Annotated in this window: 26 protein-coding genes; 14 read left to right on the top strand and 12 right to left on the bottom strand. The window is 64.1% G+C overall.

Annotation, left to right across the window (positions count from 1 at the left end; all coding sequences use genetic code 11):
* Positions 1-136 precede the first annotated feature (136 nt).
* The 4 genes from AC1RWL_RS25125 to AC1RWL_RS25110 are packed head-to-tail and all read left to right on the top strand — an operon-like array spanning position 137 to position 3,953.
* On the top strand, positions 137-1,162 hold the full coding sequence (locus AC1RWL_RS25125) for a sulfate ABC transporter substrate-binding protein (RefSeq protein ID WP_439616465.1): 1,026 nt from the start codon (positions 137-139) through the stop codon (positions 1,160-1,162).
* A 5-nt stretch (positions 1,163-1,167) separates the two neighbouring features.
* Positions 1,168-2,031: a sulfate ABC transporter permease subunit CysT gene (gene cysT / locus AC1RWL_RS25120; protein WP_439629624.1), complete on the top strand. Its 864-nt coding sequence runs from the start codon at positions 1,168-1,170 to the stop codon at positions 2,029-2,031.
* On the top strand, positions 2,015-2,884 hold the full coding sequence (gene cysW / locus AC1RWL_RS25115) for a sulfate ABC transporter permease subunit CysW (protein ID WP_493095852.1): 870 nt from the start codon (positions 2,015-2,017) through the stop codon (positions 2,882-2,884). The genes cysT and cysW overlap by 17 nt, the downstream gene beginning before the upstream one ends.
* A 16-nt stretch (positions 2,885-2,900) precedes the next feature.
* Complete coding sequence (locus tag AC1RWL_RS25110) at positions 2,901-3,953, top strand: sulfate/molybdate ABC transporter ATP-binding protein (RefSeq protein ID WP_493095851.1); 1,053 nt, start codon at positions 2,901-2,903, stop codon at positions 3,951-3,953.
* A gap of 47 nt (positions 3,954-4,000) precedes the next feature.
* Here the strand turns inward: AC1RWL_RS25110 and AC1RWL_RS25105 are convergent, their stop codons facing one another.
* The 4 genes from AC1RWL_RS25105 to AC1RWL_RS25090 all read right to left on the bottom strand — a co-directional run bounded on the left by AC1RWL_RS25105 (position 4,001) and on the right by AC1RWL_RS25090 (position 8,828).
* On the bottom strand, positions 4,001-5,395 hold the full coding sequence (locus AC1RWL_RS25105) for an amidohydrolase family protein (protein WP_493095850.1): 1,395 nt from the start codon (positions 5,393-5,395) through the stop codon (positions 4,001-4,003).
* A gap of 103 nt (positions 5,396-5,498) precedes the next feature.
* Positions 5,499-6,341 (bottom strand): LysR family transcriptional regulator, encoded by an 843-nt coding sequence (locus AC1RWL_RS25100; RefSeq protein WP_493158511.1) that lies wholly within the window; start codon positions 6,339-6,341, stop codon positions 5,499-5,501.
* A gap of 114 nt (positions 6,342-6,455) precedes the next feature.
* Positions 6,456-7,694 (bottom strand): saccharopine dehydrogenase family protein, encoded by a 1,239-nt coding sequence (locus AC1RWL_RS25095; RefSeq protein WP_493095849.1) that lies wholly within the window; start codon positions 7,692-7,694, stop codon positions 6,456-6,458.
* A 33-nt stretch (positions 7,695-7,727) separates the two neighbouring features.
* The gene (locus AC1RWL_RS25090; protein ID WP_493095848.1) at positions 7,728-8,828 is read right to left on the bottom strand and encodes a carboxynorspermidine decarboxylase; all 1,101 of its coding nucleotides are present in this window, start codon (positions 8,826-8,828) and stop codon (positions 7,728-7,730) included.
* Between the two features lie 455 nt (positions 8,829-9,283).
* On the opposite strand from AC1RWL_RS25090, the gene AC1RWL_RS25085 reads away from it, so the two are divergent.
* Together AC1RWL_RS25085 and AC1RWL_RS25080 are read left to right on the top strand one after the other, a co-directional pair.
* On the top strand, positions 9,284-11,536 hold the full coding sequence (locus AC1RWL_RS25085; protein ID WP_493095847.1) for a heavy metal translocating P-type ATPase: 2,253 nt from the start codon (positions 9,284-9,286) through the stop codon (positions 11,534-11,536).
* The gene (locus tag AC1RWL_RS25080; RefSeq protein WP_493095846.1) at positions 11,533-12,099 is read left to right on the top strand and encodes an SCO family protein; all 567 of its coding nucleotides are present in this window, start codon (positions 11,533-11,535) and stop codon (positions 12,097-12,099) included. Before AC1RWL_RS25085 ends, AC1RWL_RS25080 begins: the two co-directional genes overlap by 4 nt.
* Here the strand turns inward: AC1RWL_RS25080 and AC1RWL_RS25075 are convergent.
* Complete coding sequence (locus tag AC1RWL_RS25075; RefSeq protein WP_256118415.1) at positions 12,096-12,512, bottom strand: MerR family transcriptional regulator; 417 nt, start codon at positions 12,510-12,512, stop codon at positions 12,096-12,098. The genes AC1RWL_RS25080 and AC1RWL_RS25075 overlap by 4 nt on opposite strands.
* A gap of 108 nt (positions 12,513-12,620) precedes the next feature.
* On the opposite strand from AC1RWL_RS25075, the gene AC1RWL_RS25070 reads away from it, so the two are divergent.
* The 4 genes from AC1RWL_RS25070 (at position 12,621) to AC1RWL_RS25055 (ending at position 16,425) form a co-directional block, all read left to right on the top strand.
* Positions 12,621-13,115 carry a hypothetical protein gene (locus AC1RWL_RS25070; protein WP_493095845.1) on the top strand — a complete coding sequence of 165 codons (495 nt, stop codon included), beginning with the start codon at positions 12,621-12,623 and terminating at the stop codon, positions 13,113-13,115.
* Between the two features lie 266 nt (positions 13,116-13,381).
* A complete protein-coding gene (locus AC1RWL_RS25065) occupies positions 13,382-14,413 on the top strand; it encodes a L,D-transpeptidase family protein (RefSeq protein ID WP_435268550.1) in 1,032 nt (343 codons plus the stop codon).
* Between the two features lie 16 nt (positions 14,414-14,429).
* Positions 14,430-15,134: a L,D-transpeptidase family protein gene (locus AC1RWL_RS25060; protein ID WP_439616476.1), complete on the top strand. Its 705-nt coding sequence runs from the start codon at positions 14,430-14,432 to the stop codon at positions 15,132-15,134.
* 91 nt (positions 15,135-15,225) lie between these two features.
* Positions 15,226-16,425 carry an amidohydrolase family protein gene (locus tag AC1RWL_RS25055; protein ID WP_493095844.1) on the top strand — a complete coding sequence of 400 codons (1,200 nt, stop codon included), beginning with the start codon at positions 15,226-15,228 and terminating at the stop codon, positions 16,423-16,425.
* Positions 16,426-16,663: 238 nt separating this feature from the next.
* On the opposite strand, the gene AC1RWL_RS25050 is transcribed toward AC1RWL_RS25055, so the two are convergent.
* The 3 genes from AC1RWL_RS25050 to AC1RWL_RS25040 form a co-directional block, all read right to left on the bottom strand.
* A complete protein-coding gene (locus AC1RWL_RS25050) occupies positions 16,664-19,225 on the bottom strand; it encodes a GcvT family protein (RefSeq protein WP_493095843.1) in 2,562 nt (853 codons plus the stop codon).
* A gap of 184 nt (positions 19,226-19,409) precedes the next feature.
* Positions 19,410-20,012: a glutathione S-transferase N-terminal domain-containing protein gene (locus AC1RWL_RS25045; RefSeq protein ID WP_493095842.1), complete on the bottom strand. Its 603-nt coding sequence runs from the start codon at positions 20,010-20,012 to the stop codon at positions 19,410-19,412.
* A gap of 92 nt (positions 20,013-20,104) precedes the next feature.
* The gene (locus AC1RWL_RS25040; RefSeq protein ID WP_493095841.1) at positions 20,105-21,112 is read right to left on the bottom strand and encodes a GlxA family transcriptional regulator; all 1,008 of its coding nucleotides are present in this window, start codon (positions 21,110-21,112) and stop codon (positions 20,105-20,107) included.
* A gap of 106 nt (positions 21,113-21,218) precedes the next feature.
* On the opposite strand from AC1RWL_RS25040, the gene AC1RWL_RS25035 reads away from it, so the two are divergent.
* On the top strand, positions 21,219-21,689 hold the full coding sequence (locus tag AC1RWL_RS25035) for an SRPBCC domain-containing protein (RefSeq protein ID WP_493095840.1): 471 nt from the start codon (positions 21,219-21,221) through the stop codon (positions 21,687-21,689).
* On the opposite strand, the gene AC1RWL_RS25030 is transcribed toward AC1RWL_RS25035, so the two are convergent.
* Genes AC1RWL_RS25030 through AC1RWL_RS25020 form a run of 3 tightly spaced genes read right to left on the bottom strand, consistent with a single transcriptional unit; the run spans position 21,658 to position 22,897 of the window.
* Positions 21,658-22,077: a GFA family protein gene (locus tag AC1RWL_RS25030; RefSeq protein ID WP_493095839.1), complete on the bottom strand. Its 420-nt coding sequence runs from the start codon at positions 22,075-22,077 to the stop codon at positions 21,658-21,660. The genes AC1RWL_RS25035 and AC1RWL_RS25030 overlap by 32 nt on opposite strands.
* Positions 22,074-22,532, bottom strand: coding sequence for an SRPBCC family protein (locus AC1RWL_RS25025; protein ID WP_493095838.1), 459 nt, complete (start codon positions 22,530-22,532; stop codon positions 22,074-22,076). The genes AC1RWL_RS25030 and AC1RWL_RS25025 overlap by 4 nt, the downstream gene beginning before the upstream one ends.
* Before the next feature lie 11 nt (positions 22,533-22,543).
* Entirely contained in the window at positions 22,544-22,897 is a 354-nt protein-coding gene (locus tag AC1RWL_RS25020) for an ArsR/SmtB family transcription factor (RefSeq protein ID WP_493095837.1), read from the bottom strand.
* Between the two features lie 114 nt (positions 22,898-23,011).
* Between AC1RWL_RS25020 and chrA the strand changes: the two genes are divergently transcribed.
* Positions 23,012-24,418, top strand: coding sequence for a chromate efflux transporter (gene chrA / locus AC1RWL_RS25015; RefSeq protein WP_493095836.1), 1,407 nt, complete (start codon positions 23,012-23,014; stop codon positions 24,416-24,418).
* On the opposite strand, the gene AC1RWL_RS25010 is transcribed toward chrA, so the two are convergent.
* Positions 24,411-24,980, bottom strand: a complete 570-nt coding sequence (locus AC1RWL_RS25010; protein WP_493095835.1) for a helix-turn-helix domain-containing protein — start codon at positions 24,978-24,980, stop codon at positions 24,411-24,413. The genes chrA and AC1RWL_RS25010 overlap by 8 nt on opposite strands.
* 64 nt (positions 24,981-25,044) lie before the next feature.
* Between AC1RWL_RS25010 and AC1RWL_RS25005 the strand changes: the two genes are divergently transcribed.
* A complete protein-coding gene (locus tag AC1RWL_RS25005; RefSeq protein ID WP_493095834.1) occupies positions 25,045-26,181 on the top strand; it encodes an aminotransferase in 1,137 nt (378 codons plus the stop codon).
* Between the two features lie 178 nt (positions 26,182-26,359).
* Positions 26,360-26,506: a DUF1127 domain-containing protein gene (locus tag AC1RWL_RS25000; protein ID WP_256118430.1), complete on the top strand. Its 147-nt coding sequence runs from the start codon at positions 26,360-26,362 to the stop codon at positions 26,504-26,506.
* Positions 26,507-26,851 lie beyond the last annotated feature (345 nt).

Raw genomic sequence — 26,851 nt, 5'->3', positions numbered from 1 at the left:
CGGCGGGACTCCGCAGGTCTTCCATTGCGCCTTTACGGCTCGTTTGGAACCCGTTTTGCGAGTTGCTGGGGCGTTGTTGACTAACTCTACTAATTCACTAGGGTTTATGAGGGATAACGATCCAGGAGGTTGGAGAATGTCGATATTGGCTAAACGGTTTGGGGCTCTTGTGGTGGGTGTCGGGCTTGTGCTCGGCGGGGTGACGGGGGCGTTTGCACAGACGACGCTGCTCAACGTCTCCTATGACCCGACGCGCGAACTCTACAAGGAATATAACGAAGCCTTCGCAAAACATTGGAAGGCTGAGACCGGCGAAGACGTGACGGTGCAGCAGTCGCATGGCGGCTCCGGCAAGCAGGCGCGTTCGGTGATCGACGGGCTGGAAGCGGACGTGGTGACGCTGGCGCTCGAAAGCGACATCAACGCGATTGCCGAAAACACCAACAAGATCGCCAAGGACTGGCGCGGCCGTCTGCCAAACAATTCCTCGCCCTACACCTCGACCATCGTCTTCCTGGTGCGCAAGGGCAACCCGAAGGGCATTCATAACTGGGGCGACCTGGTAAAGGGCGACGTGCAGATCGTCACCCCGAACCCGAAGACCTCGGGCGGTGCACGCTGGAACTACCTCGCTGCCTGGGCCTGGGCAAACCAGGAATACGGCGGCGACCAGGACAAGATCAAGGCTTACATCGCCGAGCTCTTCAAGCGCGCGCCGGTTCTCGACACGGGTGCCCGCGGTTCGCTGACCACCTTTGCGCAGCGCCAGATCGGCGACGTGCTGCTCGCCTGGGAAAACGAGGCCTACCTGGCCGGTGCCGAGTTCGGTGCGGATGCCTTCGACATCGTCGCTCCGCCGATCTCGATCCTCGCAGAACCGCCGGTCGCTGTCGTTGACGGCAATGTCGACGCCAAGGGCACGCGCAAGCAGGCGGAAGCCTACCTGCAATACCTCTACTCCGAGGAAGGCCAGAATCTTGCGGCAAAACACTTCTACCGTCCGTCGAAGCGCGAATTGGTGAAGCCTGAGTTGCTGCAACAGCTTCCGGACATTAAGCTGGTGACGATCGACGATCCGATCTTCGGCGGCTGGGTGAAGGCACAGCCCGAGCATTTCGGTGACGGCGGCGTCTTCGACCAGATCTACAAGCCGGGGAACTAATACCTTTGACGACATCTGCTGCTGCTTCGGTGCGGTGGCGACTGAGACAGCCGAGTGTCATTCCGGGTTTCGGACTGACGCTCGGCTTTTCGCTCGCTTATCTGACCCTCATTATCCTCATCCCGCTCGCCGGCCTCGTCTGGCGCTCCGCCTCGCTTTCCGGGGCGGAGTTTTTGGCTATCCTCACCGATCAGCGCACGATCAACGCGCTGGAAGTGTCCTTCGGCACGGCCTTCATCGCGGCGCTCGTCAATGTCGTCTTCGGCGTCATCGTCGCCTGGGTCATCGTGCGCTACGAATTCCCCGGCCGGCGCATCGTCGATGCGGTGGTGGACTTGCCCTTCGCGCTGCCGACGGCCGTGGCGGGCATTGCGCTTGCCGCGCTCTATGCGCCGAACGGCTGGGTAGGCCAGGTGCTGAACGTCTTCGGCATCAAGGCGGCCTTCAACCCGACCGGCATCGTCATCGCGCTCGTCTTCATCGGCCTGCCCTTCGTGGTGCGCACGGTGCAGCCGATCATGGAAGAGATCGACCGCGAGGTGGAGGAGGCGGCCGCGACGCTGGGCGCCAACCGCTTCCAGACCGTCTATCGCGTGCTGCTGCCCGGCCTGTCTCCTGCGATCCTGACGGGCTTCGCGCTCGCCTTCGCCCGCGGCGTGGGCGAATACGGCTCGGTCATCTTCATCGCCGGCAACATTCCCTATGTGTCCGAAATCGCGCCGCTCCTCATCGTCATCCGGCTGGAGGAGTTCAATTATGGTGCGGCGACGGCCATCGCCACGATCATGCTGAGCATGTCCTTCGCCATGCTGCTGGTCATCAACCTCATCCAGGCCTGGAGCCGCAGGAGGTATGGTCATGGCGCCTAATTCATCCCGCCGCCTGCGCTCGCCGACGACGGAAGCGCCCTTCGCCCGCTACGCGCTGATGACGGCCGCCTTCCTGTTCCTGGCGCTCTTCCTGCTGCTGCCGCTTGCCGCCGTCTTCATCGAGGCCTTCCGCAAGGGGCCGGGCGAATTCTTCGCCTCGATGAACGACCCGGATACGCTCGCCGCCATCCGGCTGACGCTGCTCGTCGCCGTCATCGCCGTGCCGCTCAACCTCGTCTTCGGCGTGGCGGCGGCCTGGGCGATCGCCAAGTTCGAGTTCAAGGGCAAGGCGTTCCTCACGACGCTGATCGACCTGCCGTTCTCGGTCTCGCCGGTCATTTCCGGCCTCGTCTACGTGCTCTTGTTCGGCGCGGGCAGCGTGCTCGGACCATGGCTGAAGAGCCATGGCATCGAGGTGCTCTTTGCCGTGCCCGGCATCGTGCTCGCCACCGTCTTCGTCACCTTCCCCTTCGTCGCGCGCGAGTTGATCCCGCTGATGCAGGAGCAGGGCACGGGCGACGAGGAGGCGGCGCTTTCGCTCGGCGCTTCGGGCTGGCAGACCTTCTGGTACGTGACGCTGCCCAATATCAAATGGGGCCTGCTCTACGGCGTGCTGCTCTGTAATGCGCGCGCCATGGGCGAGTTCGGCGCGGTCTCGGTGGTGTCGGGCCATATCCGTGGTCTTACCAACACCATGCCGCTGCATGTCGAGATCCTCTACAACGAGTATAATTTCGTCGCCGCCTTCGCGGTGGCGTCGCTGCTCGCGGCACTCGCTCTCGTCACGCTCGTCGTCAAGACGGTCCTTGAACTTCACTACGGCGCGGAAATCGCTGCCGGCCGCAAGCATTGAAAGGCTAAAGCCCTCCATGGACGTCAGGGTTTCCAACATCCGCAAGGAATTCGACCGCTACCCGGCACTCAACGATGTCTCGCTCGACATCCGTTCCGGCGAACTGATCGCGCTGCTCGGCCCCTCCGGCTCCGGCAAGACGACGCTGCTCCGCCTCATTGCCGGTCTCGAACAGCCCACCCTCGGGAAGATCTTCTTCGGCAACGAGGACGCCTCGCATCGCACCGTGCAGGAGCGCCATGTCGGCTTCGTCTTCCAGCACTACGCGCTGTTCCGCCACATGACGGTCGCCGACAACATCGCCTTCGGCCTGACCGTGCGCCCGCGCGGTGAACGCCCGCCCAAGACGGAAATCCGTCGCCGGGTCAGCGATCTTCTCGACATGGTGCAGCTCTCCGGCCTCGAAAAGCGCTATCCCAACCAGCTCTCCGGCGGCCAGCGCCAGCGCGTGGCGCTCGCCCGCGCCATGGCGATCGAGCCGAAGGTGCTGCTGCTCGACGAACCGTTCGGCGCGCTGGACGCCAAGGTGCGCAAGGAACTGCGCCGCTGGCTGCGCGAATTCCACGACCGCACCGGCCACACCACCGTCTTCGTCACGCACGACCAGGAAGAAGCCCTTGAGCTCGCCGACCGCGTGGTGGTGATGAGCCAGGGCCAGATCGAGCAGGTCGGCTCGTCGGACGATGTCTACGACCGGCCGAACTCGCCCTTCGTCTTCTCCTTCATCGGCGACAGCGCCAGCCTGCCGGTCACGGTCGCGGACAATGCCGTGCGCTTCCAGGGCGAGCCGATCGGCATCGCCCCGAAGGCGAACGACATCCAGAGCGGCAGCGGCACCCTGTTCTTCCGCCCGCAGGACGTCACCCTCGTCACGGACCCCGCGACACCGGCGCTGGAAGGCCGGGTCGCCACCTCCCGTCGCCTTGCCGGCACCCGCATCGCCGACCTCGACATCTCCAGGCAGGGTGAATCCCACCATGTCGAGATCGAAATTCCCCTCGATGCCCAGGCCGCGACCGGAACCACCATCCGCTTCAAGCCGACACGCTGGAAACTCTTCGCCGAATAACAAAAAGGCCGGCTTCAAGCCGGCCTTTCTGCATTCAGTCTTGGCGATCAGGCCTTGCCGACGCGACCGGCGACCAGCCGCCCCTTGTGGAACGTCGCGCTGCGGGGCGCCACGCGGGCGACGGCTTCCGCCGAGCAGCTTGCGGCGGCAAGCGTGAAGCCCGCCTCGTCGCCGGCCTTCGGCCAGGCGCGGTTGCCGTCATCGTCGAGCGGCAGCACGCCGCCTGTCGAAATGGCGAGCGAGCGGGACAGGTGGAACTCGTCCGAGCCGCGGTAAAGCTGGGCGTAGAGATAGGCCTTTTCCAGCATGTCGCCGCTGCCGAAGGGCGACCAGTGGTCGATGACGCTGTCGGTGCCGGTCATCACGAAGACGCCGGCCTTGCTGAGCTGCGGCAGCGGCATCATCAGTCCGCCGATCGGCACGGTGGAGGCGATCGTCATGCCGTTTGCTGCCAGTCGCGCCGCCGTCTCTTCAAGCTGCTCAGGCGCCAGCGTCGTCAGCGCGAAAGCATGGCTGATCGTCACCTTGCCCTTCAGCGCCGGGTTCTTCTCGACCGTATCGATCATGTAGTTGACCGCCGCAACACCGGCCGGGCTCGTCTCATGCAGGTGGATATCGACGCCCTTGCCGGTACCGAGCGCGATCTGGAACATCGCGTCGAGCGACTTTTCCATGGCGCTGTCGACATTGGTCGGGTCGAGGCCGCCGACATACTCCACGCCCATCTGCATGGCCTCGCGCATCAGCCCGTCGACCTTGGAATGCAAGAGGCCGTGCTGCGGGAAGGCGACGATCTCGCAGACGAAGTCGTCCTTGTGCTTCTCCAGCGCCAGCTTCAGGTGTTCCAGGCTCTTCAGCCCGCTTACCGGATCGATGTTGCAATGGCTGCGCGCGATCGTGCTGCCCTTGGACTGCAGGAGCGCGATCAGGCCCTCCGCACGCTCGACGGAGGTCGGCAGCAATTGCGGCAGCAGCTTCTCCTCCAGTGCGATCATGTCCATGATCGTCTTGCCCTGGCGCGGACGCGGCGCCTGCCAGGGGCCACCGTAGAAGGTCTTGTCGAGGTGGATGTGCATGTCGCGCATGGTGGGCAGCGCAAGCTGGCCGTTCGCCTGATAGGTCGTCAGGCCTGTCGGCAGCGTCGCGCCGGCGCCATGCAGCGCGGCGATCTTGCCGTCCTTGATTTCCAGCGTGTGGAGCGCCGTGCGGGTGGCGATGACGACATCGCCGTCCCGCTCGAAACCCTCTTCGAGGCGCACGTCGGCGAGCAGGTAATGGCTGTCTTTCACGGCGGTCACGGCATTCTCCGGGGCACAATCGGTCGTCTGCGCCGCGGCCTCGCGGCTCATGCCGCCGGTCAAGCCGGCGACGGCGGCGGCGGTGGTGAACTGGCCGGTGCGGCTCAGAAAAGCCCGGCGGCTCTGCGATATGGCATGTTGCAACATCGTCTCCTGGTCAAGCATGGAAGGGATGACGCATTCTAGGAGACGGGGCTGCCGCATGGCAGCGACATTTGGCAATGCTGGCTATTCGATTCGCCAATGTTCAGCGCGAGAGCCCGCAGAAGGCGATCAGCCGCTCCGCGAGATCCAGCGCCACCGCGGACGCCGTATCGCGGTAAAACAGGGCAAGCTCGAAATCGTCGACCGGCGGCAGGTGTTCGGCCGCCCCCAGCACCCGATGCGCGGGCAGGCGGCAACTTGCCGGCAGCAGGCTGACGCCGAGCCCTGCCGCAGAGGCCGCGGCAATGGCCGCCAGCCCCGCGCCACTATAGCTGACACGCCAGCGCATGCCGAGCCCGTCCAGCGTTTGGCACAGTTCTTCGCGGTAGAGCCCGTTTACCGGAAAGACGGCGAGCGGCACCGGGGATTGTTCGATCGCCGGATGTTCCTGGCTGTCCAGCCACAGCAGTGGCTCCGGCCGGGCGGCGCGCGGCAGGTGCACGCGGCGCTGCTTGACGAGCACCAAATCGAGCTCTTCCTGAAGATAGGCGCGATGCAGGTCCGGGCTGAGCCCGCTGGTGACGTCGAGCCTCAGATGTGGATGCTCCCGCTTGAAGGCCGCCAGCAGGTCGACCGTCGGCACCGTAAAATCCTCCGGCATGCCGAGCCGCAGCACGCCGTCGCGCCACGGCCCCGTCAGTGCATCATGCGCCTCCTCGTTGAGCGCAATGATGCGCCGCGCATAACCGAGCAGCTTGATGCCCTCTTCGGTGAGCCGCACCTCATGCGAGGTGCGCTCGAACAGCGCCTTGCCGAGCAGTTCCTCCAGCCGGCGCACCTGCTGGCTGACGGTCGATTGCGACAGTGACACCCGGTCCGCCGCGCGGGTAAAACTGCTGGTTTCTGCGACGGCCACGAAGCTGACCAGAAGCTGCGGGCTGAACATGGGATACCGATTCATCGTCCGCTGCCCAAGTGTTGGCGGTCGCTTGTTGTAGTGAATGCGGAGGTCGCTTCCAAGGGGCCGGCCGCACGCAAGGCGCGGCCGGCATTGTCAGGTTTAAAAGCTGACGGCGCGGTCGCCGTCCTCGTCCTGGATGCGCGTCGGCAGGCCGATGCGGTTGAGCAGATTGATGAACGGCTTCGGCGGCAGTTCCTCGACATTCGCCATCGTCTTCACGTCCCATTCGCCCGTTGCGACCAGCATAGCGGCGGCGACCGGCGGCACGCCGGCAGTGTAGGAGATGCCCTGCGAACCGACCTCTTCGTAAGCTTCCTTGTGGTCGGCCACGTTGTAGATGAAGACGGTCTTTTCCTTGCCGTCCTTCAAACCCTTCACATAGTCGCCGATGCAGGTCTTGCCCTCATAGTTCGGCGCCAGCGACGACGGATCCGGCAGCACCGCCTTGACGACCTTGAGCGGCACGACCTCCAGCCCTTCGGCCGTCTTGACCGGCTGCTCGGAGAGCAGGCCGAGGTTCTTCAGCACGGTGAAGACGTTGATGTAGTGATCGCCGAAACCCATCCAGAAACGCACATTCGCGCCGTCCATGTTCTTCGCCAGCGAATGCACCTCGTCATGGCCGCAGAGATAGGCGCGGCGCGTGCCGACGACGGGCAGGTCATAGTCCTTGCCGATCTCGAACATTTTGTTGGTCTGCCACTGGCCGTTCTGCCAGGAATAGACGACGCCGGTGAATTCGCGGAAATTGATCTCCGGGTCGAAGTTGGTGGCGAAATATTTGCCATGGCTGCCGGCATTGATGTCGACGATGTCGACGTCCGTCACCGTGTCGAGGTATTCGTCCTTGGCGAGCTTCGCATAGGCGTTGACGACGCCCGGATCGAAGCCGGCGCCGAGGATGGCGGTGACGCCCTTCTCCGCGCATTCGGCCGCGCGCTTCCACTCGTAATTGCCATACCACGGCGGCGTCTCGCAGATCTTGCCCGGTTCCTCGTGGATCGCGGTGTCGATATAGGCAACGCCGGTATCCATGCAGGCGCGCAGCACCGACATGTTGAGGAAGGCGGTGCCGACATTGATGACGATCTGGGATTTGGTGGACGTGATGAGCGCCTTGGTCGCCTCGATGTCGAGCGCGTCGAGCGCATGGCCTTCCAGCACGCCCGGCTGCTTCATCGCCTTTTTCTCATGGACCGACGCGATGATCCTGTCGCACTTCGCCTTGGTGCGCGATGCGATATGGATATCGCCGAGCACGTCGTTGTTCTGGGCGCATTTGTGCGCCACGACCTGTGCGACGCCGCCGGCGCCGATGATGAGCACGTTCTTTTTCATGTCGGGGGATATCTCCTTCTACCCGGTACAGCCTCAGGAGAGGCTTTCTTCGTAGTCCGCGTAGGTGAATTCGCGGACCGTTCTGATGCTGCCATCCAGCTCGCGGATGGCGATCGCCGGCATTTTCACGCCGTTGAACCAGTTCTTCTTGACCATGGTGTAACCGGCCGCATCCTGGATGGAGATGCGGTCGCCGACCTTCAGCTCGGTCTCGAAATTGAATTCGCCGAAAATATCGCCGGCGAGGCAGGACTTGCCGCAGACCATTGTGCGGTGCGGCCCGGTGTTGGGGGAAATCTTGGCGCTCTCGCGGTAGATCAGCAGGTCGAGCATATGCGCCTCGATCGAGCTATCGACGATGGCGAGGTGCTTGCCGTTGTCGAGCGTGTCGAGCACCGTCACTTCCAGCGTGGTGGACTTGGTGATCGAGGCCTCGCCCGGCTCCAGATAGACCTGAACGCCAAACGCGCCGGAGAACCGCTTCAGCCGCTCGGCGAATTTTTCCAGCGGGTAGTTCTCGCCCGTAAAATGAATGCCGCCGCCGAGGCTCACCCATTCCGCCTTTTTCAAAAGCGGCGCGAATTTCTCCTCGATCGTGCCGAGCATGCGGTCGAACAGGTCGAAATCGCCGTTTTCGCAATTGTTGTGGATCATGAAGCCGGAAATCCGGTCCATCACGGCCTCCACCTGCCGCACGTCCCATTCACCCAGCCGCGAGAAGGGGCGGGCGGGGTCGGCAAGATCGAAGCTGGAGGAGGAGATGCCGGGATTGAGCCGCAGGCCCCGCACGATGCCGGCCGCCTTGTCGGCGAAACGGTCGAGCTGGCCGATCGAGTTAAAGATGATCTTGTCGGCGTGCGACACGACCTCGTCGATCTCGTAATCCGCATAGGCGACGGAATAGGCGTGCGTTTCCTTGCCGAAGCGCTCGTGGCCGAGGCGCACCTCGTTGAGCGACGAGGAGGTCGTGCCGTCCATATAGTCGCGCATGAAATCGAAGACCGACCAGGTGGCGAAGCATTTCAGCGCCAGCAGCGCCTTGGCGCCGGAAAGTTCGCGCAGGCGCGCGACCTTCTCCATGTTGGCGAGAAGCTTCGACTTGTCGATCAGGTAATAGGGCGTGGTGAGGGACATGGAGGGACCTCTTCTGCGGGGGGTATCGATAGAACGCGCGGAGCGGGGGCGAAAACGTCCTGCTTAACGCTGATCAGAAATGGGAAAAGCCGATGTTACGGTATCGTCGTGCGGGCACGACGATGGGTCAGCGCTTTCGCGCTGTTACCCCGGTGGCGGTGCTTGAGCGGTAAAACGGTACAAAAGCCCGACTGTGCCGCAAGGGCACCGATCAAAAAGCGTTCTTCCGTTCGGGGGGCATCGAGAGCGCCCATCCCCGATTGGAAGAGGGCGTCGCAAGACATGGCGTCCTCCCCAACCAGCAGATGAAACCTGCATTCAGTGGCGGCTCTCTACCATGGGCGCGCGGCGAATTTCAATGCGCCTCTTTGTCTCGAAATTTGTGAATTTCCCTCTTGCACCTCTAGTCGCTAGAGGTCGTAGAACATCCGCGACAGAATAAAGAGGATTGTACGATGTCCGATGTGAAAGAGACGCGTTTCCGGGTTGGCGGCATGGATTGCGCCTCCTGCGCCAGCAAGATCGACACCGCCGTGCGCCGCATGCCGGGCGTTTCCGATGTGTCCGTTTCCGTGACCGCCGGCACGATGCGCGTGCAGCACGATGCGGCAAGTGACCTGGAAGCGATCGCCCGCAAGGTCACCGGCCTCGGTTATGCGGTGACGCCGGCGGCAGCCATCGCGGAAAAGCCGGCCGCGAAACACGAGCACGGCGCCGGCTGCTGCGGCGGACACGACCACGATCATTCGCACGGCCATGACCACGATCACGACCATGCCGGCCACGACCACAAGCCGAAGGCGGTGGCCGTCGCGGGCCTGCACGGCCATGACCACGGCCCGACCGAAGGTCCCTGGTGGAAGGGCAAGAAGGGGCGGCTCACCATTCTCGCCGGCGCGGCGCTGGTCGTCGCTTACGGCATCGGCCATCTCTTCCCGGCGATCGAAACCTACGCTTTCGTCATCGCCATGTTCATCGGCCTCGTGCCGATCGCGCGTCGCGCCATCATGGCCGCGCTCGCCGGCACGCCCTTCTCCATCGAGATGCTGATGACCATCGCCGCCGTCGGCGCGGTGATCATCAATGCGACGGAGGAGGCCGCCGCAGTGGTCTTCCTCTTCCTCGTCGGCGAGCTTCTGGAAGGGGTCGCCGCCGGCAAGGCGCGCGATAGCATCCGCTCGCTCTCCGCCCTCGTGCCGAAGACGGCGCTGCTTGAAGAGAACGGAAAGACCCGCGAAGTCGCGGCCGAATCGCTCGCTGTCGGCGCCGTCATCCTCGTGCGCCCGGGCGACCGCATCTCTGCCGACGGCACGATCATCGACGGCGACAGCGCCATCGACGAGGCGCCCGTCACCGGCGAAAGCACGCCCGTGCGCAAGGAGGTCGGCGACACCGTCTTCGCCGGCACGGTGAATGGCGATGCAGCGCTGCGCGTGCGCGTCACCGCGGCGGCGGCCGACAATACCATTGCCCGCGTCGTCAAGCTGGTCGAGGAAGCGCAGGAATCCAAGGCCCCGACCGAGCGCTTCATCGACCGCTTCTCGAAATATTACACGCCCGGCGTGGTCGTCGTTGCGGCGCTCGTCGCGATCATTCCGCCGCTCTTCCTCGGCGGCATCTGGAGCGAGTGGGTCTACAAGGGCCTCGCCGTGCTGCTGATCGGCTGCCCCTGCGCGCTGGTCATCTCGACGCCTGCCGCCATTGCCGCCTCGCTGTCCGCCGGTGCCCGCCGAGGCCTCTTGATGAAGGGCGGTGCGGTGCTGGAAGGCCTCGGCAAGCTCACCGCCATCGCCTTCGACAAGACCGGCACGCTGACGGAAGGCAAGCCGAAGGTCACCGACATCGTCGCCTTCGCCACGCCGGCCGATGAAGTGCTGCGCCTCGCCGCAGCGCTCGAAGCCGGCTCCAGCCACCCGCTGGCGCTCGCCATTCTCGGCAAGGCGGCCGAAGACGGCATCGTCGCCCCGATGGCAAGCGGTTCGAAAGCACTCGGCGGCAAGGGCGTCACCGCCACCGTCGAGGGCAAGGAGATCTTCCTCGGCTCGCCCAAGGCCACGGCCGACCGGGTTTCGCTTTCCGACGAGGTGAAGGCCACCACCGCAACGCTCAACGATGACGGCAAGACCGTCTCCATGCTGGTCGTCAACGGCGTGCTCGCCGGCGCCATCGCCATGCGCGACGAGCCGCGCGCGGACGCCGCCGCCGGCCTCAAGGCGCTGAAGGATGCCGGCATCAAGACCATCATGCTCACCGGCGACAATGCCCGCACGGCAAAGGCCGTCGGCGCCGAACTCGGCATCGAGGTGCGCGCCGAGCTGATGCCGGAGGACAAGCAGCGCATCGTCGGCGAGCTGCAGCGCGAAGGGTATGTCGTCGGCAAGATCGGCGACGGCATCAACGACGCTCCGGCACTCGCCGCCGCCAATGTCGGCATCGCCATGGGCGGCGGCACCGATGTGGCGCTGGAGACGGCGGACGCCGCCATCCTGCACGGTCGCGTCGGCGACGTCGCGCTCATGACGGACCTGTCGAAGCGCACCATGCGCAACATCGTGCAGAACATCGTGCTCTCGCTCGGCCTCAAGGGCGTGTTCCTGGTGACGACGATCGTCGGCATCACCGGCCTCTGGCCGGCGATCCTCGCCGATACCGGCGCCACCGTGCTCGTCACGCTGAACGCGCTGCGCCTGCTCCGGCCGATCAAATGAAGCGCAGGGCAGTCATAGGCCTTGCCGTGCTTGCCGCGATCGTCGGAGCGACGGTCGCGGCAAAGGCGCCGGTCGGCGGCGGGGCGAAAGAGCGGGTCTTCGCCTTGCAGACGGTCGACGGAAAACCCTTCCGCTCGGCTGATCTGGCGGGAAAACCCTACCTCGTCTTCTTCGGCTTCACCCATTGCCCGGATGTCTGCCCGACCGCACTCTTCGAGCTGACGGGCCTGTTGAAGGACATCGGTCCTGCCGCAGACCGCATCACGCCGCTTTTCATCTCGATCGATCCCGAGCGCGACACGGCGGAGCTTCTAAAGCTCTACATGACCTCCTTCGACCCGCGCATCATCGCCTTGCGCGGCGATGCAGCCGACACCAAAACGGCGGCAGACGCCTTCTCGGCCTTCTACAAGAAGGTGCCGACAGCATCGGACAGCTACACGATGGACCACACCGCCGGCCTCTTCCTCATCCGCGCCGATGGCCGGCTCCAGGGCATGCTGGACATGCACGAGCCGCGCGAAACGCAGCTCCAGAAGCTGAAGCTGCTCGCCGGCACCTAGTCGTGCTCGTCGTGGCAGAGATCGTGGTTGGCGAGCGCGCGGATGACGTAGCAGTCGCGCACCTGGTTGGTATGGCAATGGGTGGTGATGCGCTCAAGCTCGGCCTCCAGCTTGCGCAGGCGGGCGATCTTCTGCCGCACGGTCGCAAGCTGCTCGGCCGCGATGCGGTCGGCATCCTGGCAGGGGCGTTCCGGGTGCTGGCTGAGCTCGATCAGCGCGCGAATGGCGTCGATGGTGAGGCCGAGATCGCGCGCATGGCGGATGAAGGCGAGGCGCTCGCGCTCGCCGTTCGAATAGCGCCGCTGGTTGCCCTCCGAACGTTCGGCATGGGAGAGCAGCCCCATCTGCTCATAATAGCGGATGGTCGGAACCTTGACGCCCGTCGCCTTGGAAAGATCCCCGATCGTCAGCATGCTCGTCTCCTAACCCGCCACCCGCGACATTTTCGACCTTCACGAAATCCTGAAGAGAAGCCGCGCGCAATGGCCTTACAGTGATCCCACACAAATGTGAGGAGAATCGTGCCAAATCAAGCATGCCTTCTGTCGCTGCTCTCGATGTTGACCGCCAGCGCCGCCATTGCCGCGCCGATGAGCGCTTCGGGCCGTATCGTGCCGCATGAGACGGTGCTATCGGGCCTCGTCATCGAACATGCGGATATCGTCGCGGGCGCGGGTGGCGAGCCGGCGCGGGCCTATCTGACGCTCTACAATGCCGGCACCGCCGACAAGCGCATCCTGGATGTCTCCGTCGACGGTTTTGGCGTGCCGATGGTGAAGCGGCAGGATGAAAGCCTCACCGTAGCCGATGCCTTCCTGGTCATCCCGCGGCAGGCCGAACTGTTCATGGCGCCGGGCGCGCTGTTTCTGGAACTCGACGAGACACTGGATGTGGAAGGCGAGCGTATGATCTCCGTTGCCTTCGACGATGGCAGCGTGCTGGTGGCGCCGGTGACGCTGCACCCGCCCGGTGGGGTGCGCACGGCGCATCACCACGGCATCGGTGACTTCGAATAGGGCCACTGACGAATTGTTGTTCGCCGCGTGTGCCTTCGTGATCGCTTCGCGCAAGAAAGCGGCGATAAGGGTCTTGATGCTCCAGCGGCTTGAGGTTTTATGCTCGCGAAAATCGGATTTGCCCCGGATTCGGGGCGCCAAAGCGACGAGTGAGGCCAAAGGGGCCTTAAGATTAACGAAGTTCTAAGCAATCGCTTGGAGTCTAAGCCCGAGATGCGCCGTCCCTGTTTGGCGCCCCCCGGATCCCTAACAACCGAAAACGCACCATGTTTCGCAATCGCTTTTCTCTTGAAACCGCCCGTCCGCGTCTTTCGCTCCTCGCGCGGCTTGCCGCCGCGACCATCGCCGGCGGCCTGCTTGCCGGCTGCATGGCCATGGATGTCGCGTCGCTGGCCGAAGCGCCGCAGCTTTCCAACAAGGTGAAGGCTGAAATGTCGAAGAAGAAGATGCGGCCGGAAAGCCCCGTGCTGGTGCGCATCTTCAAGCAGGAAAGCGAGCTGGAAGTCTGGAAGGTCGATGCGAGCGGCAAATATGCGCTCTTCAAGACCTATCCGATGTGCCGCTGGTCCGGAAAGCTCGGTCCGAAGACGAAGAGCGGCGACCGCCAGGCGCCGGAAGGATTTTACCATGTCTCCGAGGGCATGCTGAACCCGAATTCGCAATATTATGTCTCGTTCAACCTCGGTTATCCGAACCGGCTGGAATCGGCGCTCGGCTATACGGGCGAAGCGTTGATGGTGCACGGCGCCTGCTCGTCGTCGGGCTGCTACGCGATGACCGACCAGGGCGTGGGCGAAATCTATGCCATCGTGCAGAAGGCGCTCGATGGCGGCCAGCAGCGCTTCCAGGTGCAGGCCTATCCCTTCCGCATGACGACGCAGAACATGGCCAAGCACAAGGGCGATCCGAACATGCCCTTCTGGCGCACGCTGAAGGAGGGGTATGACGCCTTCGCCTTCACCCGCAGCCAGCCGAAGGTCTCGGTCTGCGGCGGCCGCTACGTCTTTAACAGGGAGTTCGTGGATGGCGAGCCGAGCGACCCGCTGGCGCAATGCCCGGCGGCTGCCGGAGAAAATGATCTGATGGCGAAGATCGGCGCGGAACAAAAGAAGCTGGATGCGGCTTTTGCCGGCGCCACACCGGTTTCCAGCTTCGCCTATGTGGACGGCGGCATGCATCCGAGCTTCCGCACGCTTCTGAAGAAGCAGGGCGCGAAGGGCCTGGCGGCCCAGATCTCGCGCACGAAATATCCGGTCAGCCGGCCCGATGCGGCCTTGGCCGACCCCTATGACGATTGAAGTGTGAGGACACGCATTGACGGGTGAAAGCGTAAGCCGCCGTTCCTTCCTGCTCGGCAGCGCCGGATTGGCAACCACGGTTCTGGCCGGCTGCACCACGCCGGTGCGCGAACGGGTCGCGATAGAGCCGGAGCCGGTCGATACCAGCATCTATGCCGGCATGTACGGCGCGCAGTTCGACGGCCAGTACGAGCTGCCGGCTATTCCGTACCAGAAGATCGATCGGCGCTTCTATCGCCAGATGGTGCCGAACCCGACGGGCGAGCGCCCCGGCGTGCTCGTCGTCGATACGGCAAGCCACTTCCTCTATCTCACCTATGAGAACGGCCAGGCGATGCGCTACGGCGTCGGCCTCGGCCGCGCCGGCTTCGAATGGGCCGGCCGCGGTGTCATCCAGTACAAGCGCCAATGGCCGCGCTGGACCCCGCCGGACGAAATGGTCGCCCGCCAGCCGGAGCTGGAACCCTACAGCATCGCCAATGGCGGCATGGAGCCGGGCCTCAAGAACCCGCTCGGCGCCCGCGCGCTCTACATTTTCCAGAACGACGAGGACACGCTTTACCGTATCCACGGTTCGCCGGAATGGTGGACGATCGGCAAGTCCGTCTCGTCGGGCTGCGTGCGCATGATGAACCAGGACGTGGTCGATCTCTTCAACCGCGTGCAGAACGGCACGCCCATCCTCGTGCTCGGCAATGCCGCGGTCGCCGCTGCCTATTGACTGCATACGATTTTCGCGCGTTATTGCGCACAATTCTTGATCCGCCCTTCAGGCGGCGGATCGAGCTTTGCGCAAACGGAGATGCGATATCATGGCCGGGATCGAAACGCTTTTCACCAATGCGAAACTGGCGGATAGATCGCTGAAGGATATCGGCGTTGCCGGCGGCCGCATCGTCGCAATCGAGCCGGCCGGCAAGACGTCGGCTGGCTTCTCAACGGTCGATATTGCCGGCGCCCTGCTGGTGCCGGCCTTCGTCGAGGGCCATATCCACCTCGATACCAGCTTCTACGGCGACAAATGGATCCCTCACAAAGCCTGCACCAATGGTTTTGACGTGCACGAGCGCGTCGCCTTCCAGGCGCAGAACATGGCGCAGGCTGCACCCATGGACGAACGCGCGCGAAAACAGCTCGAACTCTGCGTCGTCAACGGCTCCCTGCAGATGCGCAGCCACGTCATGGTGGATGGCTCGGTCGGGCTGAAGTCGCTGGAAACGATCCTGAAGATCCGCGAGGAATACCGCGATATCATCGACATTCAGCTCGTCGCCTTCCCGCAGAACGGCATCCTGAAAAGCCCCGGCACGCCGGAACTCCTCGATGAGGCGATTGCACTCGGTGCCGATCTCGTCGGCGGGCTCGACCCGGCAAGCTTCGATCGCGATCTGCAAGGCCATCTCGACGTCGTCTTCGGCGTGGCGGAAAAGCACGGTGTCGGCGTCGATATCCACCTGCACGATTTCGGCTCGCTCGGCGCCTTCACCGTCGAGGAAATCTGCGCCCGCACGGCGGCGCTCGGCATGGAGGGCAAAGTGGCGATCAGCCACGCCTACGGCCTCGGCGATCTCGACCCCGATTCCGCCCGCCGCATCGGCGGAAAAATCGCCAAGGCCGGCGTCTCCATCATGACGAACGCCCCCGGCGACCACGTCTTCCCACCCGTCGCCCTGCTGCGTTCGGAAGGCGTCACCGTCTTCAGCGGCAGCGACAATATCCGCGATTCCTGGTGGCCCTATGGTGACGGCGACATGCTGAGCCGCGCCATGATGATCGGCTACCGCTCCGGCTTCTACACCGACGACGAACTCACCGCCGCCTTCGACGTGGTCACCACCGCCGGCGCCAAGGCCCTCGGCCTCGAAGGCTACGGCATCGCTCTCGGCGCCAAGGCTGATTTCCTGACGCTCGCTGCTGAACATGTGCCAGAGGCCGTGGTGGCCGTGCCGAAGCCGCGTCGGGTGTTCAAGGCGGGGCGGCTTGTGGCGGAGAATGGGATGGTGGCGAGGTAGCAGCGATGGCCGTCAACACCAGACCGTATCATGCTGGTAAAGCCCTCCCAACCTCTCCTCCGTCATCCTCGGGCTTGACCCGAGGATCCACGCCACACCCGCCGCATGGATCCTCGGGTCAAGCCCGAGGATGACGGAGGAGAGGTTAGTGCGAAGGAGAAGAAAGCAGAGTGGTGCGCGAAAAAAGAGGGCGCGCCTGCGATGCTGGCACGCCCTTCATTTCGGGTAGGCAGAAATCTTACGTCCGCGGCTTCAGGTTTTCAGGGTCATACAACGGCTTATACCCGATGCTGACCACCTCGACCGGATAGGTCTCGGCGAAATATTCCACATTCAGCTTGCGGCCTTCCTGGCAGTAGGCCCAGGGCAGGTAGGCGAGGGCGATGTTCTTGCCGATCGTCGGGCCGAAGGCGATGGAGGTCGTGTAGGAGCGGCGGCCGAGTTCGTCGACCAGCACTTCGCCGGTCTCCGGGTCCATGACCGGCAGCGTGCCGACGGGGTAGCGCTTAACGCCGGCCTTGTCGGTGTTCTCCGTCATGACGAGCGTGCAGAGCATGGCGGGCTGGTGCTCGCGCGCCTTGTATTCCAGGTGCTTCGCCTTGCCGCGGAAGTCCGCTTCCTTGACCTTCGGGCGGGCGAGGTCGGCCTCGATGAGGTTGTACTGGGTGAGCAGGTCGGCGTTCTGCAGGCGCAGGCTCTTTTCCATGCGGCGCGAGTTCGCATAGGTCTCGACGCCGAAGGCCATGACGCCGGTGGCGCGCAGCGCATCCCAGACGGCCAGGCCGTCCTCGTATTTCATGTGCAGTTCCCAACCCTGCTCGCCGACATAGGAGATGCGGAAGGCGGTGACGTTTTTGCCGCCGATCTCGATCTGCTTGATCTGGGCGAAGGCAAAATTTTCCGGATCGAGGGCGGCGGGGTCGGACACGGCCTTCTTCAGCGTATCGCGGGCATTCGGCCCCCAGATGCCGATGGTGATGAATTTCTCCGTCACATCTGTGATGGTGACGTCGAGGCCGCGGTCTTCCGCAACGCGCTTCATGTAGTGGAAGTCGCGCGGGCCGGCGTCTGCACCGTTGATCAGCCGGCAACGGTCCGCCATGCGGATGACGGTGAAGTCGGCGCGCACCATGCCCTCGTCGTCGAGGAAGTGGGTGTAGATGCCCTTGCCGATATTGCCATCGCCGCCGATCTTTGCGGCGCAGAGCCATTCCAGCAGTGCGACATGATCCGGCCCCTCGATGTCCACCATGTGGAAGTGCGAGAGGTTGACGATGCCGCAATCCTCGCTCATCGCCAGATGCTCGGCATTCGAGACGCGCCAGAAGTGGCGGCTGTCCCATTCGTTCTCGCGCACCGGAATCTTGTCGGCGTATTTTTCCAACAGGTGCTCGTTGGCCTTGTAGCCATGCGCACGCTCCCAGCCACCCAGCTCCATGAAGTAGCCGCCAAGTTCCTTTTCGCGCTCATGGAAGGGCGAGCGCTTGGCGCCGCGACCGGAGGCATAGGGTTCGCGAGTGTGCACGGCCGGGAAATAGATCTTCTGGGCGGCCTCGAAGCAGCGGCCCTCGATGAACTCTTCCGTCAGCTGGTGCGGGTAGAAGCGGGCATAGTCGATCGAGTTGTGGTCGATCTCGGTGCGCCCGTCCGTCATCCAGTCGGCGATCAGCTTGCCGTAGCCGGGGCCGTCCTTCACCCAGATGGCGACGCAGTACCACAGGCCGCGCACCTTCTGGCTTTCGCCGCAGGACGGGCCGCCGGCGGCAGAAACCTGGAGCAGACCATTGAAGGAATGGCTCTCATTGTAGCCGAGTTCGCCGAGGATCGGCGTCAGCTCCATGGCGCGTTCCAGCGGCTCGATGATCTGTTCCATTTCCAGATCGCGCTGCGAGGGCGAAAGGCGCGCCTCGTGTTTTTCCAGGATGTTGCGCGGGTGGCAGAGGCGCGGATTGGTGGTCTCGTAATAGCCCCACTCGATCTGGCCGCCTTCGGTGGTCTTCGGGTCGCCGGTGTCGCGCATATAGGCGGAGTTGCCCTGGTCGCGCAAAAGCGGGAAGCCGATATCCTTGCCGGTGTTTTCGAATTCGTTGTACGGGCCGAAGAAGGTCAGCGGATGGTCGACCGGCATGACCGGCAGATCTTCCCCCACCATTTCGGCGATGAGACGCCCCCAGATACCGGCGCAGACGATGACATGGTCGGCCATGATAGTGCCGCGATGCGTGACGACGCCCTTGATGCGGCCGCCCTCGACGATCAGCGACTGGGCCGGCGTGTTGCCATAGACCTGGAGCTTGCCGGATTTTTCAGCCGCATCCACCAGCTTGCCGGCAACCGTCTGCGAGCGCGGCACGACGAGGCCGGCGTCGGGATCGAACATGCCGCCCATCACCTGATCTTCCTCGATCAGCGGGAACATCTTCTTGATCTCGGCCGGCGAGACATAATGCGCGCGCGTGCCGAAAGCCTTGGCGGAGGACAGCTTGCGCTTGATCTCCTCCATCCAGGTGTCGTCGCCGGTGCGCGCCACTTCCAGGCCGCCGATGCGGGCGTAATGGCCCATCTTCTCGAAGAAATCGATCGAATACTGGGTGGTCCAGACCGAAAGATAGTCATGGCTCGTCGTGTAGCAGAAGTCCGAGGCATGCGCCGTCGAACCGATATCGGTCGGGACACCCGACTTGTCGATGCCCACGATATCGTCCCATCCGCGCTCGATGAGATGGTGGGCGATCGACGCGCCCACGATGCCACCCAAACCGATGATGACGACCTTCGCCTTTTGCGGAAACTCTGCCATTTTCTGGACCCCGATGAAATATTGAAGCCGATTTTAGGGCCTCGTTCGGTGCCAGTGCAGCCTGTCTGCGACGGGCCAGCGACCAGTTCCGACAGTCGCGGGAACTGGTCGTGTCGCAAGGCCTCTGCGCCGGCCGGCAGACCCTAGCCGATCATCGGGCCGGCGCAATGCTTTTCGGTGGGGTTCACGCCGCCGCGTCAAGCGGCGCGGCAGCCTCACGCGAAAGCACCGCCCGCACCGAGGGCCGCGCCTCCACGCGAGTGCCCAGCGCGCGAAGCGTGTCCGGCACGGCGATGCCGCACATGGCCGCCCAGCGCAGCATGACATAGAGGAAGGCATCGGCCGCCGCAAAACGCCGGCCGAACAGAAAGTCGCCTTCGACGCGGGAGGCGATCCAGTCGAAGCGCCGCGCAAGAGTCTCGCCCAGCCATGCCTTCTCCTCGGCACTGTCCGTGAAGAACAGGCGCACGAAGGGTTTTTGCACCTCGGTGGAGAGGAAGGCGAGCATTTGCAGGTGGCGCGTGCGGCCAAGCGGCCCGCCGGGGATGAGGCCGTCATCCTGCGTGGCGATCCAGTCGAGGAGCGCGACGTTTTCCGTCAGGAGCGTGCCGTCGTCGAAGACGAGGGCGGGCACGTAGCCGTTCGGATTGACCGCCTCATAAGGGCTGCCATCCTCCAGCACATGCCGGAAGATATCGACCTTGTGCGGCCGGAAGGGCAGGCCGGTCTCGACCAGCAGGATATGGGCGGCCTGGCTGCAAGCGGTGGGGGTGTAATAGAAGTCCATCTCTCGTCTCCTCGTTTTCGATGAGCCGAGTGTGGAGGCAATGGTCCGACGGGGTCAGAGGCAAACAGGCTGCCTTCGGGGCAAATACGCCACTAGTCGCCCAGGGTGCGAAGGCGGTTGCGCTGGCGGTATTGCGCGGGTGTGACGCCGACGCGGCGGCGGAAGAGCTTGCGAAAGAAGGTCGGATCCTCGTAGCCGACAGCGACTGCAATCTCTTCGATCGCCATGGGCTCGGTCTCCAGCATCTGCTTGGCCTCTTCGATGCGCATGGCCTGAACATAGTCCACCGGCGCATAGCCCGTCGCCGCCTTGAACTGCCGCTTGAAGGTGCGCTCCGCCAGGCCCGAACGCGCGACCATCGCCGTCACCGGATTGCTGCTCGCATAGTGGTCGGCAAGCCAGGTCTGAACATCGGCGATCGCGGCATTGTCGTGCTGGCGCGGCCGGGTCATGGAGGCGAAGGGAAGCTGGCCGTAACCCCGGTCGCCGAGCAGGAAGAGCCTCGCGATGCGGGCGGCTTCCTCCGCCCCGCAGAACCGGCCGATCAGGTAGAGCGCCAGATCCTGCCAGGACGACGCGCCGCCCGTGGTGATCAGCCGGCCGGCACGCCCGCTGTCGCAGAGAATGCGTTCCGGCCGGAATTTCACGTTCGGATAACGGTCGCGAAACAGGTCAGCCATGATCCAGTGCGACGCCGCGTCCGCGCCATCGAGCAGGCCGGCTTCCGCCAGCAGCACCGCGCCGCTGCAGGCCGAGCAGACCAGCGCATCCGCCGCGATATGCCGGTGGACCCAGGCGATCTCCTGGCCCCAACGCCCTTCCGGCGACAGGCCGGGTTCGAGATGGATGTCGCAGACGATGACGATATCCGCCGTGCCGCCCTCAAACCCCTGCTGTGGCGTCACCCGCACGCCGCTGCCCGTCTCGTAGGCGCCGGTCTCCGCCGCGACGAGCGTCGGGCGCAGGCTGCGCTGCGCGTTGGGTCCGCGGCCGGCTTCGCCCAGCACCTCATGCAGCCCATAGGGTGCCATGGTGCCGCTTTCCGGCAGCGAGAGAATGGCGATGGTCAGCGGGCTTGTGGGCTTCGGGCGGGGCGGCATGGGGCGAGTTTGGCACATTTGCCCCGAATCTGTCGAGAACGTCTCTACGAAAGGGCGGCAATCTCCACCATGGTTTCATCGTCAGCAACCGGGCTAGGAGAAAGCCATGAGCATCGAACAGGGAACCGTCGACATCACCAAAACCTTCACCGCACCCATCGCGGCGGTCTTTGCCGCCTGGTCGCAGGAGGCGGCGCAACTGGCCTGGGGCGATCCCGGCCCGGGCTGGCAGATGGGCTTCGAGCGCTTCCGTTTCACGGTCGGCGAAAGCGACCTCTGCCGCTTCGGCCCGAAAGACAGGCCGACCTATCTCAACGAAAACCGCTATCTGGAGATCACCCCGGACAGGCGCATCGTCTATGCCAGCACCCTGCGGGAGGCCGGCATTCTCGGCTTTTCCGGCACGGTGGTGGTAACCTTCGAGCCGGCGGACGGCGGCACGCGCATGCGGCTCGTCGAGCAGGGCCTCTATTTCGATGGTCGCGACAGGGCCGACGACCACCGCGAAGGCTGGCGGGCCATGCTGGAGGCGATGGCCGGCTATCTTAAAGATGCGCCGTATAGGGCGGTGGGTTGAAGAAATCGTTCGCCAGGCCGTTTTCATAGATCACCGGTGCGGCGCTCATCTCCTCCTCGGAGACGTCCTCAAGGGTGCCCGCGTTGATGCAGTAGAAGTGCCCCATGAAGTCCTTGAGGTAGCCGCGCGAGAAGGGGCGGATGCCGCAGCGTTTGCAGAAATAGTGGTCGACATCGCCCACCGGCCAGCCGGATTTGTCGGCGCGATAGCTGACGAGATGGTCCTCGCCGGACAGCAGCTTGAAATCCTCGCGCGGGGTGAAGGTCTTCAGCATGCGCGTGCGCCGGCAGAAGGAGCAGTTGCAGCGGCGCAGGCCCTCGTCGAGATCGAGGACCGCTTCGTAGCGGATGGCGCCGCAATGGCAGCGGCCGTGATAGGTCTTCTTCATCGTCCTTCTCCTCGGGCTTGCAGGATATAGGCGACCAGCCGGTCGAGGCATTCGCCCCAGCCCTCGGCATGGCTGTCGCGGGATTCGACGGTGTCGAACGGTGTCTGGGCGAAGGTGAGCCGCGTCTTGCCGTCCCTGTCTTCGAAGGTCACGGTCACCAGCGTGTCCGGGTCATCCTCCCCGGTCCAGCGGAAGGTGAAGACGATGCGGCGGTTTTCCTCGATCTCGCGATAGGTGCCGCCCATCGGATAATCCTTGCCCTCCGGCGAGCGAATGACCGCCGACCAGGCGCCGCCGGGGCGGAAATCCAGGCGGATCGCATGGGCCGAAAAATCCTTCGGCCCGAGCCAGCGGGCCATGTGTTCGGGCGTCGTCCAGACCTTGAACACGAGCGGGCAGGGCGCATCGATCAGCCGTTCGATGAAAAGGCCAATGGGTTCGGCGGTCTGCTGCATGGTTTGTCTCCTCAGCTCTTTTTGTCCGGATCGCCGGCCTGCAATTCCCGGAGATAGTCGTCGAGCCGGTCGAAGCTCGCCTCCCAGAAGCGGCGGTAGCGGGCAATCCAGCCGTCGGCATCCTTCAGGGGTGCTGCTTCCAGATGGCACGGGCGCCATTGGGCGCTGCGGCTGCGGGTGATCAGCCCGGAGCCCTCCAGCACCTTCAGGTGCTTGGAGACGGCCGGCAGGCTCATCTCGAAGGGGGCGGCGATGTCGTTCACCGTCGCGTCCCCTTCGGAAAGCCGGGCGAGGATCGCGCGGCGCGTGGGATCCGCAAGGGCGGCGAAGGTCAGGCTCAGCGGGTCGCTCACGTATTTATCCATTCAGTTAATTAACTTATCGGTTTAATAGTGCCATCCACATCGTCCGTCAAGCCCCCGTTGCCTTGACAGGGCAGGGTGCCGCTGCGATCGATCGCGACGGCAACGGGGAGAACCATGCAAATGACAGAACGAGCGGCCGAGCCCGGCCATCCGCCCGAGGCGCACGGCCATGGCGTGCCCTTCGGCGAGGCGCTCAAAGTCTGGGCGCGCGTGGCGGCGTTGAGTTTCGGCGGCCCGGCCGGGCAGATCGCGCTGATGCACCGCATCGTCGTCGATGAAAAACGCTGGATCGGCGAGAGCCGTTTCCTGCATGCGCTGAACTATTGCATGCTGCTGCCCGGCCCGGAGGCCCAGCAGCTTGCCGTCTATATCGGCTGGCTGATGCATCGCACGCTGGGCGGCCTCGTCGCCGGCCTGCTCTTCATCCTGCCCGGTTTCCTGTCGATCCTGGCGCTCAGCTACATCTACGTGCTCTTCGGCGATGCGAGCCTCGTCGAGGGCCTGTTCTTCGGCCTGAAGGCGGCGGTGCTGGCGGTTGTCGTGCAGGCGGTGTTCCGCATCGGCAGCCGGGCGCTCACCAATCCGGCGATGATCACGATCGCCGCCGCCGCCTTCATCGCCATCTTCGCCTTCAAGGTGCCGTTCCCGCTGATCATCCTGGTGGCCGCCGTCGTCGGCTATCTCGGCTCGAAATCCGGCTCCCGCCTGTTCCGCACGTCAAGCGGCCATGCCGCGGCCAACGGCAGGGTGTTGCAGGATCGCGATTCGCTGCTCGGCGAGGCGACGCCCGCCCATGCGAGACCGGCGCTGGGCTGGTCGCTGAAAATCTCGGGCGCGCTCACCTGTCTCTGGCTCGGGCCGGTGGCGCTGATCTGGTTCATCGCCGGTGGCAACAGCGTGTTTGCCGAGGTCGGCATCTTTTTCAGCCAGATGGCGGTCGTCACCTTCGGCGGCGCCTATGCAGCGCTCGTCTATGTCGCGCAGGAGGCCGTGCAGCACTATGGCTGGCTGAAGCCGGGCGAAATGCTCGACGGTCTCGGCATGGCGGAGACGACGCCGGGGCCACTGATCATGGTGCTGCAATTCGTCGGCTTCCTCGCCGCCTGGCGCGATCCCGGCAGCCTGAACCCGCTGACGGCGGCGACGCTCGCCGCGATCCTCACCACCTGGGTCACCTTCGTGCCTTGCTTCCTGTGGATTTTCCTCGGCGCGCCCTTCATCGAAAAGCTGCGCGGCAATGCGGCGCTCTCCGGCGCCATGTCGGCGATAACAGCCGCCGTCGTCGGCGTCATCCTCAACCTCGCGGTCTGGTTTGCCGTGCACACGCTGTTTCGCGACGTGACGGTCTTTGCCGCCGGGCCTTTGCACCTCGAACTGCCGGTGCCAGCAACGCTCATCCTGCCCTCGGCGCTGCTCGCGGCCGCCTCCGCCTTCGCGCTCTTCCGCCTCAAGGCCTCCGTGCTGCTGACGCTCGGCCTGTCGGCGCTGGCCGGCATGGCCTGGACGCTGGCTGTCAGCTGACCACGTTTCGCACGAAACGCACCGGCGTTTCGCCGGGGTTTACATAGGCATAGGCCTGGTCGGTGCCGTAGACTGCGAAGCTGCCGGCCGGAAAATCCTTCGCTGTGCCGGAGAGTTCGAGCCGCAGCGTGCCCTCGGTCACGAAAACCATTTCGTGCCAGCCGGCGGGGTCCGGTTCGGCATCGTAGCGTTCGCCGGGGCCGAGCGACCAGAGCCACATCTGCGCCTCCGTTGTCGCCGGTGCCGAGCCAAGCAGCACCGCGGTGCTCTCAGCATTGCTTCCGCGCCACGTCACCTCGTTGATCTCGGCCGACGGCGCGCGGGCCGGGTCGCGCACGAGATCGACGAAGCCGACACCGATCGCGGCGGCAAGCTTGTCGAGGCTCGACAGGCTGATATTCGCATCGCCGCCCTCGACCGCCACGATCATGCGCCGGCTGATGCCGGAGGCCTCCGCCAGCGCCGCCTGGCTGAGGCCGGCCTGCTGGCGCAAGCGGCGCAGATTGCCGGAGACATGGGCGAGCACGCCGCCGCGTTCTTGACTGTGCAATATATTGCTCATATCGTTCCGTCATCAAAAGGGCGGCCTGTCCGCCTGCCGCCTTCTAACCCGAAAGGACCCCGCCATGAAGATACGCGATTTCGGCGTCGAGATCTGGATGAACCGCTACGAGAACCGCTGCGAACTGAACCTCGCGGAGACCTGCGTCGAATCGTTGACGGTGGAAGAACTGCTCGACATGGCCGGCAAGAAGGACACGATCCTCGCCGAACTCCTGCCGATGAAGCTCACCTATGGCGCAATCGAGGGCAGCGAGCGCCTGCGCCGCCTCATCGCCGCCATGTATAATAAGCAGATGATGGAAAACGTCGTCGTCACGCACGGCGCGATCGGCGCCAATGCGCTGGTGCATGAGACGCTGGTGGAGCCCGGCGACCGCGTCATCTCGGTCCTGCCCACCTACCAGCAGCACTATTCCATTCCGGAAAGTTTTGGCGCGGACGTGCAGATCCTGAAGCTCACCGCCGAACACGGCTTCCTGCCGGACCTCGCGGAACTGCGCCGCCTCGCGACGCCGGGCACCAAGCTCATCTGTCTCAACAACCCGAACAATCCGACCGGATCGCTGATGGACCGGGATTTCCTGATCGAGGTTGTCGAGATCGCGCGGGCCTGCGGCGCCTGGATCCTCTGCGACGAGGTCTATCGCGGCACGGACCAAGAGGGCGACGGCATGACGGCCTCGATCGCCGACCTCTATGAAAAGGGCATCAGCACCGGCAGCATGTCGAAGACCTATTCGCTGGCCGGACTTCGCCTCGGCTGGATCGTCGGCCCGAGGGACCTGCTCCATGCTGTCTCGATCCACCGCGACTACAACACGATCAGCGTCGGCATGCTGGACGATCATTTCGCGGCGATTGCGCTGGAAAACCGCGACAAGATTCTCGCCCGCAGCCAGGCGATCACCCGGACGAACCTCGCCATCCTCGCCGAATGGGTGGAAAGCGAGCCGCTGATCTCCTGGGTCAAGCCCAAATCGGGCACGACGGCGCTCCTGAAATACGACCTGCCGCTCACCTCGGAGGCCTTCTGCATCAAGCTGCTGGAGCGTACCGGCGTCATGCTGACACCCGGCAGCGCCATGGACATGGAAGGCCACCTGCGCATCGGCTACACGAACGGCGAAGCGGTGTTGCGCGAAGGTTTGGGGCGAATTTCCGCGTTTTTGCGGGAGGAACAGGCCGTTTTGGCGGCCTGAAACCTCTCGGCGGGCTGTTTTCGTTAACGGAGGCTTACCAGACCCATGCGCGATCTGCATGGGTGGCCTGCCAGCTTAGCGCTGTTCCGCAGTGCAGCATAAGCCTATAAAGAGGCCATCGAAAGACGCGGCGCCACGGACCGGTGCCGAACAGAGAGCCTCACGAAAGGGGATCATCATGAACATGGCACGTTCCTTCAACAATTGGCGCAAGTACCGTCAGACCGTAACCGAACTCGACCGCATGACCGCCCGCGAACTGCGCGATCTCGGCATCGAGCGTTCGGAAATCAAGGCAGTCGCCCGCGCTGCCGTCGGCTTCTGATAAACACGCCGAAAAATAGCAGAATTTCGAAGACGCTCGCCTCCGGCGGGCGTTTTTGCATCTGCGAAGGCCGTGCCCGCCGCGGGGATAATTCAACTCAGTTGAGGTACCCGTTAAGCGCATAGCGCATAGCTGCCTTGCAAAACAATGCCTATCAATTGAGCAAGAATCGCGTATAGTCATACTTATCGAAGCAACGTACCTCCTCCCACGAAGCTTCGATGTTGCAGAAGGCCCACTCCTCCTCCCAGGGCCGACTGCGGGAATGGCGACACTCCTCCTCCCAGTCGTCATTCGGTTCTATCGGAAAGCCTGCCGCACCTCCTCCCGCGGCAGGCTTTTCCA

This window comes from Shinella sp. GW821-FHT10F02 (assembly GCF_058809275.1).
Note: the sequence above shows the minus strand (reverse complement) of the source record. Positions and strands in the feature narration are given on the sequence as shown.